This window comes from Sulfitobacter sp. HGT1 (assembly GCF_013282155.1).
GTDB lineage: Bacteria > Pseudomonadota > Alphaproteobacteria > Rhodobacterales > Rhodobacteraceae > Sulfitobacter.
Genome location: NZ_BLWI01000005.1, coordinates 138197 through 153436, shown reverse-complemented (window position 1 = coordinate 153436; position 15240 = coordinate 138197). Strand labels below are relative to the sequence as shown.

Genomic DNA, 15240 nt, shown 5'->3' with positions numbered 1-15240 from the left:
CAGTGAGCTTAACTTCAATTGGGGATCTCGCCCAGTCTTTCGTGCTGCGCCATCGAAATGCTGAACTCAAACAAGAGATGACACGCCTTACACAAGAGCTCTCCACGGGCCAAGTCGCCGACGTGCGCCAAGCGCTCAAAGGAAATTACAGCTACTTGACGGAAGTTGAACGAAACCTCGAAGTTCTGAGCGGCTATAAGGTCGTCACGGCAGAGGCGAGTATCTTTGCAACAAGTATTCAAACAACACTTGGCCGCTTTCAAGATGTCGGCGAAAAGCTTGCGAATAGTTTGATTGTCAGTGGTGGCTCTGCCGTCGGGGCGACATCTGGCGACACATCGGCGGAAGCTAGGACCGCAGTCGATATTTTGGTGGGCGTGCTTAACACCAGGTCAGCGGGAAGAAGCATATTCGGCGGAACCGCAACTGACCGATCGCCGACGGAATCTTCAGATGTACTTCTTTCTGAGCTTAAGACTGCATTAACCGGAGCGACCTCTCCTAACGATATCATCGCAGCGGCCGACGCATGGTTTGACGATCCGGCTGGATATGATGCTGCATTCTATCGCGGGGGGGCATCAAGTCTTTCGGCACTGCGCATTTCCGATACAGAAGAAATCTCTTTTGACATCCGCGCAACTGATCCCAACTTCAAGAAAATGCTCCTTTTCGCGAGCTTGGCCGCCATTGCTGATGATCCAGCGTTTGCCCTGGATGAACAGCAAAAAGCAGAGATTTTTACTCAGGCAGGCACATCCCTTTTGGGGGCCCGAGATTCAATTACATCCTTAAGAGCGAGAGTAGGTTTTTTTGAAGCGCAGATCGATGGAACAGCCACACGGAATGCAACTGAAATGACCGCGATGGAATATGAAAAATCGGCTTTACTGCAAATCGATCCATACGAGGCCGCGACAAAGCTTGAGGATGTGCAATTTCAACTCCAAAGCATCTATGCCGTTACCGTAAGAATGTCTCAACTATCCCTTGCAAACTTTCTATGAAACATTTTTTAATCGCGCTGATTGCCGCATTTGCATTGTCTAGCCCTGCGTTATCAGGGCCCGTCAGGATCAAAGACCTTGTTAACTTTGACGGCGTACGTGACAACGACTTGGTTGGCTATGGTCTGGTAGTTGGGCTGAATGGCACGGGCGATGGGCTTCGGAATGCGCCTTTTACCGAAGATATCATGACCAATATTTTGGAACGGTTGGGTGTCAATGTTACAGGTGAACAGTTCAGGCCCAAGAATGTCGCTGCAGTATTTGTGACGTCAACATTGCCTGCTTTTGCAAGAACCGGCAATCAAATCGACGTCACCGTATCAGCAATTGGTGATGCCAAAAGCCTGATGGGCGGGACCTTGGTCATGACTCCATTGAACGCAGCTGATGGAGAGATTTACGCAGTCGCCCAAGGAACAATAATCGCCGGCGGCGTAGTGGCGCAAGGTGATGCTGGGCAGGTAACACAAGGCGTTCCGACTTCGGGCGTTATCCCTTCAGGCGCACGGGTGGAGCGAGAAATCGAATTTCAACTCGCGAGTTTGATGAATCTACGGATCGCGCTTCGAGAAGCAGATTTCACAACTGCAAGCAGGATTGAAGCGGCTATAAACAAGAGTTTTGGCACCCGTGTCGCAGTCATGTTGGATAGTGGAACTGTACAACTGAGTATCGGAGAAACCAAGATGGGGTCCGTCGCACACGCACTTGGACGCATTGAAAATATTAAAGTAGAGCCCGAACGCAAAGCAAGAGTGGTCGTTGATCAACGCTCGGGAACTATCGTTATGGGGGAAGACGTCAGAATTTCACGGGTCGCCGTATCACAGGGGAACCTGACCGTAAGAATACAAGACGACCCGATCGTCGTTCAGCCTAATCCGTTTGCAGAAGGCGAAACACTCGTTGTTCCCCGCACCCGAGCAGATATTCAAGAAGAGCCCGGCATCGGACTAGCTGACGTTCCAAGCAGCACATCACTCTCTGAAGTGATCGCTGGCCTTAATGCATTAGGTGTTTCGCCAATGGATATGATCGACATACTGAAAAGTATTAAAGCCGCAGGAGCCCTGCATGCTGAGTTCATAGTGCGTTAACTTAATCTGATCCTCCCGAATAAGATGGCGGTCGGACCAGGCCAAATCCCAAATCTAAGAGCAACAATCACCGCGGAAAGAAAAGCCTTTCCCAAATGCATCGCAGCCAAACCCGTCGCGAACTCTCGCAAGCCAAGCTCCACGCTTAAAAGGCAATAGGTAAGAAAACAGAGCGCAAATGCACTACTAATATATATTGTCTCTTTTCGTCTGCCGGTAACCTTATTTATCAGCTCGCTTGCACCGAACAAACTCACCCCATAGTGCGACCCAACACAAAGCGCCAAACAGATGGAGAACAAGTGCTGTTCCTCTCCCAAAAGCGGCGCACAAATCTTTCCCAGGGCTAATGGGATCATCGCCAAACCACCCCCTACCAAAAAGTATCCCAAATTGACTCGAGCGGCGACTTTCCTGAACTCGCGCTTGGAGTGCGATCTGAATCCCGCGCTTAATAACTTCTCTCCACTCTTTAGGAAGAAACCAAGGGCTAGGAGAGAGGGAAGCGAGATAAAACAGACAACAAGGTATATAATTATCTCTTTAGAATCAAGAAAAAATGGAACAATCAAAATATCAAGCCTAACAATTGCTCTTTGAAGGAAGTTATTAAATCTTTTCTCCAAGGCCGCACGCGGGCCACAGTCACAGGGGTCTTTTCCCATATCCACCTTCGCGCCCTTACTATTGAACAATCAAAAAAATTACAGTAAAAATTAATGACGCTCCGCCCTAGGTCGATATCCATAAATAATTTAAACACCCCCGGAAGTTGAGCCAAAAATAACACGCCAAAATAAGAAACTCATTCTGAACCTATACCCATTGGAAGAGTCCTTTCGGGTGTCACGTCCTCCCGAAAGGTAGTTTATCTCCTGATACGACTACACATCTGAAAAGTGGTCGCGCCACCTTGGAAATTGGTCCAATGATGGTCACAAACCTCAAAATAATTTAAAAATAGCTGCGAATCAAACTTCCTGAAATCAAGCTCCATCCATCGGCAACAACAAAAAACGCAAGCTTAAAAGGCAAGGACACAACGGAAGGTGGGACCATCATCATACCCATCGACATTAAAATTGCGGCGACTACTAAATCAATAATGAGAAAAGGCAAATAAATCAGAAATCCAATCTGAAACGCATGAGTGATTTCGGATAGCATAAAGCTGGGAACGAGAATGGATAGCGGTGCCTGGCCATCCAATCCATGAATTGAATTGGCACCCCGCAATTCAGACAAATCCGTGAACGTTTCTTCATCTATTCTGGATATCATAAATTCTCTAAATGGCTGAATGGAATTTATAAATGCCGTTTCTATACTTATTTCTTCTGCGACCAATGGCTGGATGCCGCCCACCCATGCTGCTAGGAAGACTGGCTCCATGATGAAGTAGGTTAAGAACATAGCCAGACTTACGATCACCATGTTTGGCGGCGACTGCTGTAAACCTATCCCCTGCCGAAGAATTGAAAGAACTGTTACTAAAAATGGAAAGCAAGTTACCATAATTGCAATGCCGGGAGCTAGACTAAGTACAGTCAGCAGGAGAAATAACTGTATTGTTTTAGCTGATATCGCACCATTTTCAGAAAGCGAGAACGCCATATCTTGCGCATCTGCAGCCGCCGGGTGAAATGTCGTCACCACTACGCCTATCAAGAAAAATATTGATGGGCGCAGTTTCATAGCATTGATTGCATGTCTATCACTTCTGTCAGGCGAACAGATAGCTGATCCACTCCGTCACACTCCAACTCTTCTAATATTCCTCGTGCAATTAATTTTTCGCCAACATATAATTCCACGGGATCATCAACCCTACGATCCAATCCCAAAACTGCATTTTCACCAAGTGACACCAAGTCTCGAATGAGCGGCCTTGCTTTTCCGACACAAACCAAAATCTCGATTGGTACGGACGTGAATGCGTTGGACGGGTCAGCTGCAGTTTGCGCTGTAAGATTTGCACTACTCATTGATAATCCCCAGAGTCTGATTGTTGAGAGAAGGCTTCCAACGATCTCAAGACTTGATCGCAGATGTCATTGATATCTATAAATTTCTCGGATTGGCTTACTTTGACAGAAACCTGCATAGGAGCCAGACCTGTATTTTCAGTCAGGATAATGGGGATATTTTTCGTATCCTTTAACAGATCTTGAATTTCTTTTACACTATTAGGTGATGCACTTATTTCAATAGTTTCCCGCGTCGATTTCGAAACAATATCACCAATATTTTCCGACAAGTTCGCGCGAAGCGATGCCCGCGAGACACCTGGGAAAATCTTTTCCAGAAATTCTTTAGCAATTGGACGCAGATCTGATATTAATTTATTTCTGGCGTCTTGATACGTAAACTGTATGACCTGAAAACACTGCACTAATTCAGACAACAGTCTTTCTTGCTCTGTATCATGTGCGCTCGCCGCATCTTGCCAGCCTGCTTGGTAACCATTCTCAAATGCCCGCAGGCTTTCTTCTGCTGATTCAGCTTCGCGGGCATTCAAATCCTCTATGGTCGGGTCTTCTTGAAATTCATTGTACCGATGAGCGAGTGTCATTGAGCATTTTCCTCCTTTTCCTCAAGCCAGGTTCGCAAGATTTCAATGGTCTCTTCTTGTTTATCCCCGATCATGCTCCGAAGGCGTTCAACTGGGCTATCAGATTGGGAAAAATTACTCAGTTGGCCCAAGCCGATCCCGGGACTTGTCCCAGTCTGGTCGGCCAAACCAGGGATCTCGAACATCGGAGGGGCCTGACTGAAATCATTTGGAAATTGTGGCCCAGTGTCGTCGGGAATACCGACCTCGACTTCTTGAGAGAGTAACGGAGGTGTTACCTCTGACCGTATCGGCAGAACAGGCTTCAATAGTAAGGGGCGGACAACAAAGAGACCCAAGATTACTGTAACGAGGCCAAGAACAACCATTTGGATGGCGGACACCAAATCAAGATTAAGGCGGTCGATGAGAGAAGAACTTACCTGCGTGCCGACTGGAGGCACTGACTTGAGCGCCATCGACTTTATCGTGATGACATCACCTCGACCCTCGTCATAACCGACTGCAGATGACACGAGTTCCCTCAAAATCTCTATTTCTGCATCCCCTCGGGTCTGGGAAGTCGATTCACCATTCGCATCAGTTGTCGTTTCCTGGTTCACCAACACCGCGACTGTCAGGCGCTTGACCGCACCTGGTATGCGAATAATTTCCCTTTCAGTCTCAGACACCTCGTAATTCACCCGCTCTCGCGTCTCTGAATTTGACAATGATGAACGCCCGCCGCCCTCCGAAGCGTTCTTGTCAGGCAAGTTACTCGCCACTGTTACCGCCCCATTTCCAGCATCTGATGAACTATTACTCCGCTCTTCAGTGTCGGTACTGATCGCGACGCGTCCGTCAGGATCAAACCGCCGCTCACGAACAGATTCACTCTCCGTAACAGTCTCTACGCTCACTTCGACTATCGCGTTTCCACGCCCTACACGTGCTTCCAATAGGCGCTCAACCTTATCTTTCAGCATGGCGGCCTTATCATCGCCTTGGATTCCGGGCTCAGGGTCGTCACCTGAGCCAATCAGACTGCCATTCGAATCAATCACTGCAACATCCTCAGGTGAAAGGCCCGCAACCGCCGATGAAACAAGATACCGGACTGCCTTTGCCTGAGAGGTCGATATCTCACCTGCCCTGGGTGTCAGCGACACAGAGGCTTTCGGCGTGACGCTTCTTTGAAAAGGATTGGAGCCAGTACCGCCAATATGAACCCTAGCCAGGGAAATTTGAGGGCTGGCAACAATGGTACGCGCGAGCTCCCCCTCCTTGGCACGCCAGTACGCTGCATCGAACATCTGGGACGTGGTGCCGAAACCGGTCAGACTATCAAGAAGTTCGTAACCACGGCTTCCGTTCGCAGGTAAGCCCTCGCTGGCCAGCGTTAAACGGAGTTCGTCCCGCACTGTAGAATCGACAAATATCGCCCCCCCCCGAACTTCAAAAGCAACGCCCTGCTGCTCGATAGTGCGGACAACATCTCCTGCGGCACTGCTGTCCAAGCCCGAATATAAAAGCGCCATATTCGGCGAAGTGACGATCCTGGACATCAACAATATCCCAAAAAACATCAAAACTGTCGCGATGAGGATTGAGATCCTTCTTCGAAAGGTAAGCTTAATCCAAATGTCTACTATCTGCTGCACAGTGCCTCCATCTCGTCGAACATTCTGCTCGAAACATAAAGTACAAATGAGGCAACTGGATTAACATTTAGTTAGTGCAATCAGAGTTATACAGCATTCACCAAGAAAGTGGGCCTGTATGAAAACCAATGATTCCAGTGATGAAAAAGTGGATAAAAAGAAGTCAAAACTTCTCCCAATCCTAAGCCTATTCCTCGGATTGATCAGTGGGGGTGCTGGTTTTTTCCTCAGCTATAGCGAAATCATTCTCGCGGAGAAAAACAGCGGGGCCGATATCAATGTAGAGGAACAGCCACATCCAATTGATGATGTTGTATATATTCCTATCGATCCATTGGTGATCTCACTTCACAGACCTTCAAAATCCAAACATCTTAGGTTTCGCGCGCAATTGGAGGTCCCAGCAAAATTCAGGGACGATGTTGAAAAGATGATGCCGCGCGTCACTGATGTTCTGAATACCTACCTACGTGCCGTTAGGGTCACAGACTTTGACGACCCGGAAATTCTTATTCGCCTAAGAACCCAAATGCTGCATCGCGTTGAAATTATCCTAGGGGAAGAACGTGTTAACAAATTCCTAGTAATGGAATTTGTACTAACCTAAGGGGAAAAAATGGCATTAATTTCCGACATATTACTGGCTTCTGGCGCAATGGCTGCGGCTATCTATTGCTATATCCTTGGCCAACGCCTGAAGCACTTTAACAGCTTGGAGCGAGGTGTTGGCGGAGCTGTTGCCGTCCTATCTTCGAGAGTTGATGACCTCACTAAAGCACTTTCATCCGCACAAGCAACTGCCGCAGGTTCAGCGGAGACCCTTCTTGAACTAACCGAAAAGGCTGAGCAAAGCTCTAGGAGAATGGAACTTAGAATGGCGTCCCTACATGATATCCCGTTGACCGAGGAAGAAGACCAAACCGAAAATGCCAAAACAACTGCTGCGCCTCAAGAGAAACCACCAAGCAAACCAATGTTCATGCGTTACTCCAAATCGAAAGAAGTAACATGAAGCGTATTATACAACCTTTCAGGCCACGCAGTATAAAGTACCTAACTATAATTTCTATTGTCTTTTTCATATCCGGGGCGATCCGCATCGGCCTCCATGCAAATGATGCTTTTGCCCAGGTAAACGAGTCTCACGAACAAGCCATCAATAAGCCGAGCAGCGACGACACGGCGAGCGGTTCGTTGCCTGATGAACGTACGCGACTGAATAGACTGTTGAAAACATTGCAGGAACGATCAGTTCAGTTGGCCGAACGTGAAAAACTACAGGAGGACCGTCAAAGAAAACTAGACGAAGCTACTGCAAGAATCGAGGCGCGCCTAGTCGAAATTGCAGACGCCGAACAACAATTACGTGAAACTCTGGCACTCTCAAGCACTGCCGCGGAAGACGACCTAGCCCGCCTGACTGCTGTCTATGAAAATATGAAACCCAAGGATGCGGCCCCCCTTTTTGAGGCTATGATGCCGGACTTTGCAGCAGGGTTTCTTGCGCGAATGCGTCCGGATGCAGCCGCTAAAATAATGTCGGGCCTAAAACCGGAATTCTCTTATTCAATAAGTGTTGTGCTTGCCGGTAGAAATGCAAAATCTGGCAGATTCAATTAGGTAAAGCGGCACGCCGCTAAGCTAATGTTAAATTGATACATATATTGGTGGATCTATGATTGGTATAATAGGGATAATTACGATATTTGTAATGGTTTTTGGCGGGTATCTTGCTGCTGGCGGCAAGATGGGGATAATCTTAAAGTCATTACCATTCGAATTCACAATGATCGGCGGAGCTGCTGTCGGCGCTTTCCTTATCAGTAACGATCTGCCGGCAATCAGACATACGTTAAAAGACCTTGGAAAGGTTTTCAAAGGAACTCGTTGGAAGCACGTTGATTATCGGGATCTACTCTGCCTACTTTTCGAGCTCATTCGCCTTGCGCGCCAAAATCCCATTGAGATTGAAGCACACATTGAAGCACCAAAGGAGTCTTCACTATTTCAAAAGTATCCAAAAATCCTCAACGATGAGGAGGCTATTGCTTTAATTTGCGACACGATGCGTTCGGCTTCAATGAACTACGACGACCCCCATCAAGTTGAAGAGGTTTTGGAAAAGCGCATGGATGCAAACCTCGAACACTCAATGCACTCTAGTCATGCGCTCCAAACCGTAGCCGATGGCCTTCCTGCGCTGGGCATTGTTGCCGCCGTTTTAGGCGTCATTAAGACTATGGCATCAATCGACCAGCCACCAGAAATACTGGGCAGGCTTATTGGCGGCGCTCTAGTCGGTACATTTCTAGGTGTGTTTTTGGCATATGGAATCGTCGGGCCATTTGCGGCCAAAGTCGCTGATGTTACCAAGGAAGATGGCCATTTCTATTTGTTAATAAAAGAAGTTTTGGTCGCGAACTTACATAACCACGCAACGAACATCTGCATTGAGGTAGGACGACAGAACACTCCCTCACACTGTCGCCCATCTTTTGCAGAGCTAGAAGAAGTATTGAAAGAAATTAAACAAGTTGCCGCATGAAACAAATCATTATAGTCATATCGATCTGTCTTTTTGGTTCATTCCTCTCTGCTGAACCAATGTTTGTTGCGTCGGGTGATCACGACGGTTTTACACGAATTGTAATTCACTCTGTCTCGGATTCCAGCTGGGTGGCCACCCATGCCGACGGCCAAATTGAGATTAAAGTCATAGGAGCCAATAATTCATTCGATATTTCAGACGTCTACAGAAGAATCTCTCGAGTTCGAATCCGGTCGATTAGTGTGTCTGGAAACGCTGTGAGAATTGATACATCCTGTGACTGCAATGCGTCTCTATTCTCTGCAGCCAAAGGAATGATCGTTGTAGATATCGCGTCACCTGGCACCGCACTTCAAACACCAATTCTTATAGGAAACCTAACCCGCCTAACTGGCACCGGTAGTCGAAATCTCAGCCAAAGAGAATTACAAATCTCAAAACCAGATTCTAATCCATTTAAAACAAGAGAATCTCTGAAAGACGTCGCCGCGTTCCGATTCAACATTTCCCATTCCCTTTCCGAACTTATCACAACAGACATATTAGAAAGGGAAACGGACATTGACGGAGATGATGAAAAATACACAAAATCACCAAAGCAACTATTTAGACAAAAACTCGAATTAGGAAGTTTTAATAATGCCGCAGTATCCGCGTCGACCCAAAACGTCGACGACAAGGAGGTGCCTGACGCTGTGTTTGATTGTAACGCGGCGAAATCTATTCGTATACTTAATGCTGGAATGATCAGCGGAGATTTTACAGAAGTTTCCAAGAGTTCAAGAACCGGCCTCTTGCGCTCTGAAACTGTTGATATCTTATGGCTCTTACATAACGGGTTCGGTGCAGAAGCAATACAGTTAACGGAAATTCTAAACGAAAATACAGATGATATTTCATTTTTAACGATGGTCGGTGAACTTCTGGAATATGGCCATGCCCGCCCTACACAACAACTTGCGAAACTTTTTGATTGCTTCACAGACCTAAAGATATGGAAGTTAGCTGCAGAGCAGCCACGCGAAGAGTACCCCGTAGAGAGTGAAGTCAAAGCCAGCCTGCTATCAGCTTCTCAATTCCCGCCTCATCTAAGAAAATTACTATTTCCATTATTAGAGACTCGGTTAGGGGGGCGAGAAGCAATGCTAAAAAACCAAGCAGCCCCTGATTCCCCTGGCTATAAAAGCGCTAATCCAGATGGCAGCGCCGGAGGAAAATCCGCGGTCCAAGAAAAATCGACTTCTGACCCAGAACCAGGGCGTAACCATGGCATTTCCGAATACTCAAAAATGTACCCACCTTTCAGGGACAGTGACATAACACCACGGCGTGACTTAGTAAAATTTGATGCTTCGTTCAACGTCAAGGAAACTGACCCACCCAATTTATCCGATGGAAATAGCCCACAAGAGATCGCCGCTGCTTTTGATAGCCTTATTGAAGACGAAGACCTTAGCGCAGCATTTGATGTATTGAGAAGCGGAGTGGCCTCAAATCAGAAGAATTTTGTAAATATGACCAATATATTTTTCAGAAAGGTGACGGAAAGTTCAAACGACCTTCAGTTCATTGAATTTACTACGTCGATTGGTGCTGCGCTAAACCGCGTTCTGGACGCCCAACTTATCAAAGAGATTTCCTCTCGGCAGGGAAAACTTTTTTCACCGCTTCGCGACGGCGAAATAAAATATGGCGTTTCTGCGAACGGAATTTCTATCCCTGCATCCCGGCCGAGTAAATATCTGGTAACTGAGAGCGCTGCGAAATCGAAAATAAATGCAGGCAATACTGGGCAGAAGCCTCCTACACCAAAGGAAGTATTGGATGCTGGAGCCGACTTCAAAAGTTCGCTAGATCATCTTCTAGGAAATTAGAGCGGTGCACGAGCTTCCGGTAGATTGCAAGACTTTTTGGCTCCTGTTTCTATTATTTTAATATTTCGGCAATCAAATTATACGAAAATGATGTTCAGAATTTACTCATACCAACTTTAATAAATTGAGATACACTAGTGGCAGTTTCAATTTGGACAAATTTCAGATTTAGCCCAACGGTCGTTCTCTCTATGAGCTTAATGGCGATAATCATCATGATGGTATTGCCAATGCCGCCTTGGGTGCTCGACATCGGCCTCGCCGCTTCCTTTGCGCTCGCAATCCTCATATTTTCGTTGACACTCTTTATTGACCGTCCGTTAGATTTCTCATCTTTTCCAACAATACTACTCGCATCACTGATGTTGAGATTATCACTGAACGTTTCATCAACCAAACTTATTATTGGCAATGGCCATACTGGCACCGGCGCTGCAGGAAATGTAATCGAAGGATTTTCTAAATTCGTTATGAGCGGATCTGTGTTCCTGGGATTGGTAGTTTTCACGGTTCTTTTGATTGTGAACTTTATGGTTATAAATAAGGGCGCAACACGGATGGCCGAGGTCGGTGCGAGATTTGCATTAGACGGTATGCCAGGCAGGCAAATGGCGATAGATAGTGATTTATCAGCCGGAGCAATTACGCATGAGGAGGCGCGAATACGTCGAGAAAAAGAACAATTAGAGACAACTTTTTACGGATCTCTTGATGGCGCTTCCAAATTTGTGAAAGGTGACGCGATTGCTGGTCTTCTAATCACGTTGCTCAATTTAATTGCTGGTTTGATAATGGGGTCAGTTGTCCACCAAATGCCTGTCGGCAAAGCTTTTGAAACTTACGCGATACTTACCGTTGGTGACGGTTTAGTAACACAAATTCCAGCAGTCATTATTTCGGTTGCGTCAGCTTTATTGCTTGCAAGGGGAGGCAACGTAGGTGCCACAGATATTGCAATATTTAGCCAGCTCGGCAAATATCCAGCTGCATTAGGAACAGTTGCGGCTCTAATGTTATTTTTTGCGGCGATTCCCGGCCTTCCCGTCATACCGTTTATTGCCGGCGCATTTTTGCTATCGGTACTGGGATTCTTTAGCTACAAGAATGAAACACGGTTGCTGGCAACGTCGACAACCGACGACCATGACCAAATTGAAAAAAAATTAGACAAGATCGGCGATATTCTAGAAGTAGACGATATTCATGTGGAGTTCGCGCCTGACTTGATCAATATGGTCTTAGACCCCGGCACAGGGCTTGATGCTCGCATTAGCAATATGCGGAATCATATTGCGACGTCCTATGGAGTCATCTTGCCGGAGATAAGGATCACGGATCGGTCAAGCCTTCCGATTGGAACTTATGTAATCAAAATACAGGGAGTAGAACAGGCGCGTTCACAGCTCAATCCGGAGCAAGTGCTTGCCTTGGTGCCGGACAAGAAAATTAGGTTACCAGCAGGTAAAGACACCCATGAGCCTGTGTACGGTGCGCCAGCGCGCTGGATTAACAGCCGCGATCAGGAAGAGGCGGCTCTTTCTGGTATTACCATCGTTACACCTACTGAGATTTTGGCGACGCACCTCCTGGAAATCGTAAAGCGGAATTTCAGTAGGCTTTTGACGCTCAAATCCCTTCGCAGACTTCTTTCTGAAATGACCAGTCTTTCCAACCCCACCCGCTCGGAGGCTAACAGGCGGCTTTTGGATGAGCTAATTCCGGACAAGGTACCGATCGATGTCCTGCATAATATTTTGCGGCTACTTTTGGATGAACAGGTTTCCGTTCGAAACTTACCGCTGATCCTGGAGGCAATAGCGGAGGCACGCGCAACAAATTCACAAACGCAAGCAATCTGCGAACATGTACGCCAAAAACTCGGCTTTCAGTTGGTCGCGCAATTGCGACGGGAAGATGGAACATTGCCACTTATCCAACTCTCTCCGGAGTGGGAGCATATGTTTGAAGAATACGAGATTGGATCGGAAAGAAATATGGACATCGCCCTGCCCCCCGATGTCTTTAATAAGCTTGCGGATGGATTAGCAAAATGCTTGTCGGCGGCAAGTGACGACGGAATTTTCGCTGCGGCCGTAACCAATACCAAGAGGCGCAGATTTCTAAAGACAGTGATGCAGTCACGTGGCATCTCAAATCCAGTCCTATCCTTCGAAGAAATCGGGCTCGATGCCCGCCCTGCGCTTGTTGGCGTGGTTAAAGCGTGAACGAATTACCGGCATCGATTTATGGTGTTTTGGAAGAGGGCGCATGGCACGTCTTTATTGTTTTCCTCCGAGTTGGCGGCTTTGTATCACTTCTCCCCGCGTTCGGGGAAACCGTAATACCCGCTAGAGTAAAGATTTTCATCATATTCTCTTTTACGTTAATCGTCGCGCCTGCAGTTGCGACGGCGGCCCAACCGACGCGGATCGACTCTTATTTTGGCTATGCGTTAGCAGAGACGGTGAATGGCCTTTTGCTTGGCATTGGCATGCGACTGTTCATTCATGCCCTTCAAACCGCAGGATCGATAGCGGCACAATCAACATCCCTGTCGCAAATCTTGGGTGGGGCCGCAGCAGAGCCGGTCCCGGCAATGGGGTATATATTTGTTTTTGCTGCATTTGCTTTGGCAGTCACAGCCGGGCTTCACGTCAAAGCAGCTCAATTGTTAATATTCTCATATCAGTTTCTTCCCGGAGGAACCTATCCCAACGCCGCTGATCTTTCCATGTGGGGTGTCCATCGGGTCAGCATGGCATTCTCGCTAGCCTTCTCGCTTTCCGCCCCATTCGTCGTGCTATCCTTAATCTACAACCTTGCTCTTGGCGCGATAAACAAAGCGATGCCTCAATTGATGGTCGCGTTCGTCGGCGCACCGCTCATTACTGCAGGGGGTTTGTTCATGCTGTACATTGCGACACCGGTCTTGCTTCAAACCTGGTTGGATGCGTTCAACTTATTTTTAACAAACCCTTTTCAGGGTCAGCAATGAGTGGCGAAGACGGCGATCAAGATAAATCCTTTGAAGCGACCGAGCAGAAACTCTCTGACGCGCGGAAAAAGGGTGATGTTCCAAAGTCGGTGGATCTGTTCACCGCATCTGCATATGCAGGGCTATTCGTTGCATTTAGTTTTCTGGGGCAACGTTCAGTTGACAAATTGACTGCGGCGCTGGTTTCTCTGCTAGATCAGGCTCCTAGCCTTGTTCCGCTCTTCTTTGGTGGCTCTTCCTTCAATACGACTGGTGGACTTTTAAAGGTTATTTTCCTAGCAACACTTCCCATTTTTGCCGTACCTGCGGCATGCGTCTTGGCGGCTGTATTTGCGCAGCGGGCACTCGTTTTTGCCCCTTCTAAACTTGCCCCTAAACTGTCTCGCATTTCGATTATATCGAATGCCAAAAACAAGTTTGGCCGAGGTGGACTTTTTGAGTTTTCAAAAAGCTTTTTGAAGCTCCTCATTTACGCTACGATCCTATCAATGTTTATTTCGTCCCGTCTGGACGAGATCATCTCAATTCTGCATGCCGGCTACCAAACCACTATTTCTTTTATGGTTCAAATTGGCTTGGATTTTTTGTTCATTGCCATTCTCGTTTCCGCTGGGATCGGCTTTGCGGATGCTGTCTGGCAGCATTCTGAACACCGTCGGAAAAACATGATGTCCCGGAAGGAAGTCCAGGATGAACAGAAAAACTCCGAGGGGGACCCGCAACTCAAGCAAGAACGCCGCCAACGGGCTTTGACGATTTCAAAAAGAAAAATGATGTCTGATATCCCCGGGGCAGACGTAGTGATAGTTAACCCAACGCATTACGCTATTGCACTAACATGGAGCAGACTTCCCGGTGAGGCACCAGTCTGCGTTGCCAAAGGCGTCGATGAAATTGCCAAGGCAATACGTTTGGTGGCCACCGAAGCGAATGTCCCAATCCACAGTGACCCACCCACGGCTCGGGCGCTTTACGCGACAACGGATATCGGCGAAATGATCACACCCGATCATTTTTCTGCAGTAGCAGCAGCTGTTCGTTTCGCAGAAGCTATGCGCCTCAAGGCACGAGGTAAGGCATGAAGGGAGGAAAGGAATTACGGGAAATAGAGAGGATTTTTGAACTTAAATACGAAAAACAACAAGAGGAATTTCAAAAGACCCTTCTTCGAGAAGCCCAATTACGGACGGAGATATCTGACCTTGACCGCCACTATCGCGAGAGCTGTGAAGTGAACAATGCAGAGTTCAAAATGCGGTCTGTTGGGGCTGATGTCGCGTGGCAGGCCTGGGTGTCGCGAAAGAAGACACACCTGAATATCGAACTTGCACAGGTTCTTTCGACAAAGGAACGAAAGATTGGGCAAATCCGCGAGGCCTTTGGAAGGCTTTTGGCAATTCAGGACAGTAACAGGGAGCGGCACCATATCAAGGCAAGGGAACTCAAGGAGAGAACCTTGGCCCAGGTTATTGCTCTGACTTCATTTGTTAATCGAAAGTAGCGC

General features: G+C 47.4%; 16 protein-coding genes. 11 read left to right on the top strand and 5 right to left on the bottom strand.

Annotated features, from left to right (window positions below; genetic code table 11):
• Positions 1-2: 2 nt before the first annotated feature.
• Together HGT1_RS05255 and HGT1_RS05250 are read left to right on the top strand one after the other, a co-directional pair.
• Positions 3-1007, top strand: a complete 1005-nt coding sequence (locus HGT1_RS05255; protein WP_176248875.1) for a flagellin — start codon at positions 3-5, stop codon at positions 1005-1007.
• Entirely contained in the window at positions 1004-2107 is a 1104-nt protein-coding gene (locus HGT1_RS05250; RefSeq protein WP_176248874.1) for a flagellar basal body P-ring protein FlgI, read from the top strand. The genes HGT1_RS05255 and HGT1_RS05250 overlap by 4 nt, the downstream gene beginning before the upstream one ends.
• Here HGT1_RS05250 and HGT1_RS05245 read toward each other — a convergent pair.
• From HGT1_RS05245 to fliF, 5 genes are all read right to left on the bottom strand, one after another.
• The gene (locus HGT1_RS05245; RefSeq protein WP_176248873.1) at positions 2104-2778 is read right to left on the bottom strand and encodes a hypothetical protein; all 675 of its coding nucleotides are present in this window, start codon (positions 2776-2778) and stop codon (positions 2104-2106) included. The two genes, HGT1_RS05250 and HGT1_RS05245, sit on opposite strands and share 4 nt — an antisense overlap.
• A gap of 283 nt (positions 2779-3061) precedes the next feature.
• Positions 3062-3802 carry a flagellar type III secretion system pore protein FliP gene (gene fliP / locus HGT1_RS05240; protein WP_176248872.1) on the bottom strand — a complete coding sequence of 247 codons (741 nt, stop codon included), beginning with the start codon at positions 3800-3802 and terminating at the stop codon, positions 3062-3064.
• A complete protein-coding gene (locus HGT1_RS05235) occupies positions 3799-4092 on the bottom strand; it encodes a FliM/FliN family flagellar motor switch protein (protein WP_176248871.1) in 294 nt (97 codons plus the stop codon). The genes fliP and HGT1_RS05235 overlap by 4 nt, the downstream gene beginning before the upstream one ends.
• A complete protein-coding gene (locus HGT1_RS05230; RefSeq protein ID WP_176248870.1) occupies positions 4089-4679 on the bottom strand; it encodes a hypothetical protein in 591 nt (196 codons plus the stop codon). The genes HGT1_RS05235 and HGT1_RS05230 overlap by 4 nt, the downstream gene beginning before the upstream one ends.
• Complete coding sequence (gene fliF, locus HGT1_RS05225) at positions 4676-6319, bottom strand: flagellar basal-body MS-ring/collar protein FliF (RefSeq protein ID WP_176248869.1); 1644 nt, start codon at positions 6317-6319, stop codon at positions 4676-4678. The genes HGT1_RS05230 and fliF overlap by 4 nt, the downstream gene beginning before the upstream one ends.
• A gap of 118 nt (positions 6320-6437) precedes the next feature.
• Between fliF and fliL the strand changes: the two genes are divergently transcribed.
• The 9 genes from fliL to HGT1_RS05180 all read left to right on the top strand — a co-directional run bounded on the left by fliL (position 6438) and on the right by HGT1_RS05180 (position 15237).
• The gene (gene fliL / locus HGT1_RS05220) at positions 6438-6926 is read left to right on the top strand and encodes a flagellar basal body-associated protein FliL (RefSeq protein WP_176248868.1); all 489 of its coding nucleotides are present in this window, start codon (positions 6438-6440) and stop codon (positions 6924-6926) included.
• Positions 6927-6935: 9 nt separating this feature from the next.
• A complete protein-coding gene (locus HGT1_RS05215) occupies positions 6936-7331 on the top strand; it encodes a hypothetical protein (RefSeq protein ID WP_176248867.1) in 396 nt (131 codons plus the stop codon).
• Positions 7328-7939 carry a MotE family protein gene (locus tag HGT1_RS05210; protein WP_176248866.1) on the top strand — a complete coding sequence of 204 codons (612 nt, stop codon included), beginning with the start codon at positions 7328-7330 and terminating at the stop codon, positions 7937-7939. Before HGT1_RS05215 ends, HGT1_RS05210 begins: the two co-directional genes overlap by 4 nt.
• Before the next feature lie 55 nt (positions 7940-7994).
• Positions 7995-8864 (top strand): flagellar motor stator protein MotA, encoded by an 870-nt coding sequence (motA, locus tag HGT1_RS05205; protein WP_176248865.1) that lies wholly within the window; start codon positions 7995-7997, stop codon positions 8862-8864.
• Positions 8861-10741, top strand: a complete 1881-nt coding sequence (locus HGT1_RS05200) for a hypothetical protein (RefSeq protein ID WP_176248864.1) — start codon at positions 8861-8863, stop codon at positions 10739-10741. Before motA ends, HGT1_RS05200 begins: the two co-directional genes overlap by 4 nt.
• Before the next feature lie 191 nt (positions 10742-10932).
• Positions 10933-12966, top strand: coding sequence for a flagellar biosynthesis protein FlhA (gene flhA, locus HGT1_RS05195; RefSeq protein WP_176248863.1), 2034 nt, complete (start codon positions 10933-10935; stop codon positions 12964-12966).
• Positions 12963-13736, top strand: coding sequence for a flagellar biosynthetic protein FliR (locus tag HGT1_RS05190; protein ID WP_176248862.1), 774 nt, complete (start codon positions 12963-12965; stop codon positions 13734-13736). Before flhA ends, HGT1_RS05190 begins: the two co-directional genes overlap by 4 nt.
• Positions 13733-14818 (top strand): flagellar type III secretion system protein FlhB, encoded by a 1086-nt coding sequence (gene flhB, locus HGT1_RS05185; RefSeq protein ID WP_176248861.1) that lies wholly within the window; start codon positions 13733-13735, stop codon positions 14816-14818. The genes HGT1_RS05190 and flhB overlap by 4 nt, the downstream gene beginning before the upstream one ends.
• The gene (locus HGT1_RS05180; protein ID WP_176248860.1) at positions 14815-15237 is read left to right on the top strand and encodes a hypothetical protein; all 423 of its coding nucleotides are present in this window, start codon (positions 14815-14817) and stop codon (positions 15235-15237) included. Before flhB ends, HGT1_RS05180 begins: the two co-directional genes overlap by 4 nt.
• Positions 15238-15240 lie beyond the last annotated feature (3 nt).

Excerpts from the sequence above, each read along its gene's own strand:
- HGT1_RS05250 (WP_176248874.1), top strand. The coding sequence starts at position 1,004 with ATGAAACATTTTTTAATCGCGCTGATTGCCGCATTTGCATTGTCTAGC.
- fliP (WP_176248872.1), bottom strand. The coding sequence starts at position 3,802 with ATGAAACTGCGCCCATCAATATTTTTCTTGATAGGCGTAGTGGTGACG.
- HGT1_RS05235 (WP_176248871.1), bottom strand. The coding sequence starts at position 4,092 with ATGAGTAGTGCAAATCTTACAGCGCAAACTGCAGCTGACCCGTCCAAC.
- HGT1_RS05230 (WP_176248870.1), bottom strand. The coding sequence starts at position 4,679 with ATGACACTCGCTCATCGGTACAATGAATTTCAAGAAGACCCGACCATA.
- fliL (WP_176248868.1), top strand. The coding sequence starts at position 6,438 with ATGAAAACCAATGATTCCAGTGATGAAAAAGTGGATAAAAAGAAGTCA.
- HGT1_RS05215 (WP_176248867.1), top strand. The coding sequence starts at position 6,936 with ATGGCATTAATTTCCGACATATTACTGGCTTCTGGCGCAATGGCTGCG.
- HGT1_RS05210 (WP_176248866.1), top strand. The coding sequence starts at position 7,328 with ATGAAGCGTATTATACAACCTTTCAGGCCACGCAGTATAAAGTACCTA.
- motA (WP_176248865.1), top strand. The coding sequence starts at position 7,995 with ATGATTGGTATAATAGGGATAATTACGATATTTGTAATGGTTTTTGGC.
- HGT1_RS05200 (WP_176248864.1), top strand. The coding sequence starts at position 8,861 with ATGAAACAAATCATTATAGTCATATCGATCTGTCTTTTTGGTTCATTC.
- flhA (WP_176248863.1), top strand. The coding sequence starts at position 10,933 with ATGAGCTTAATGGCGATAATCATCATGATGGTATTGCCAATGCCGCCT.
- flhB (WP_176248861.1), top strand. The coding sequence starts at position 13,733 with ATGAGTGGCGAAGACGGCGATCAAGATAAATCCTTTGAAGCGACCGAG.
- HGT1_RS05180 (WP_176248860.1), top strand. The coding sequence starts at position 14,815 with ATGAAGGGAGGAAAGGAATTACGGGAAATAGAGAGGATTTTTGAACTT.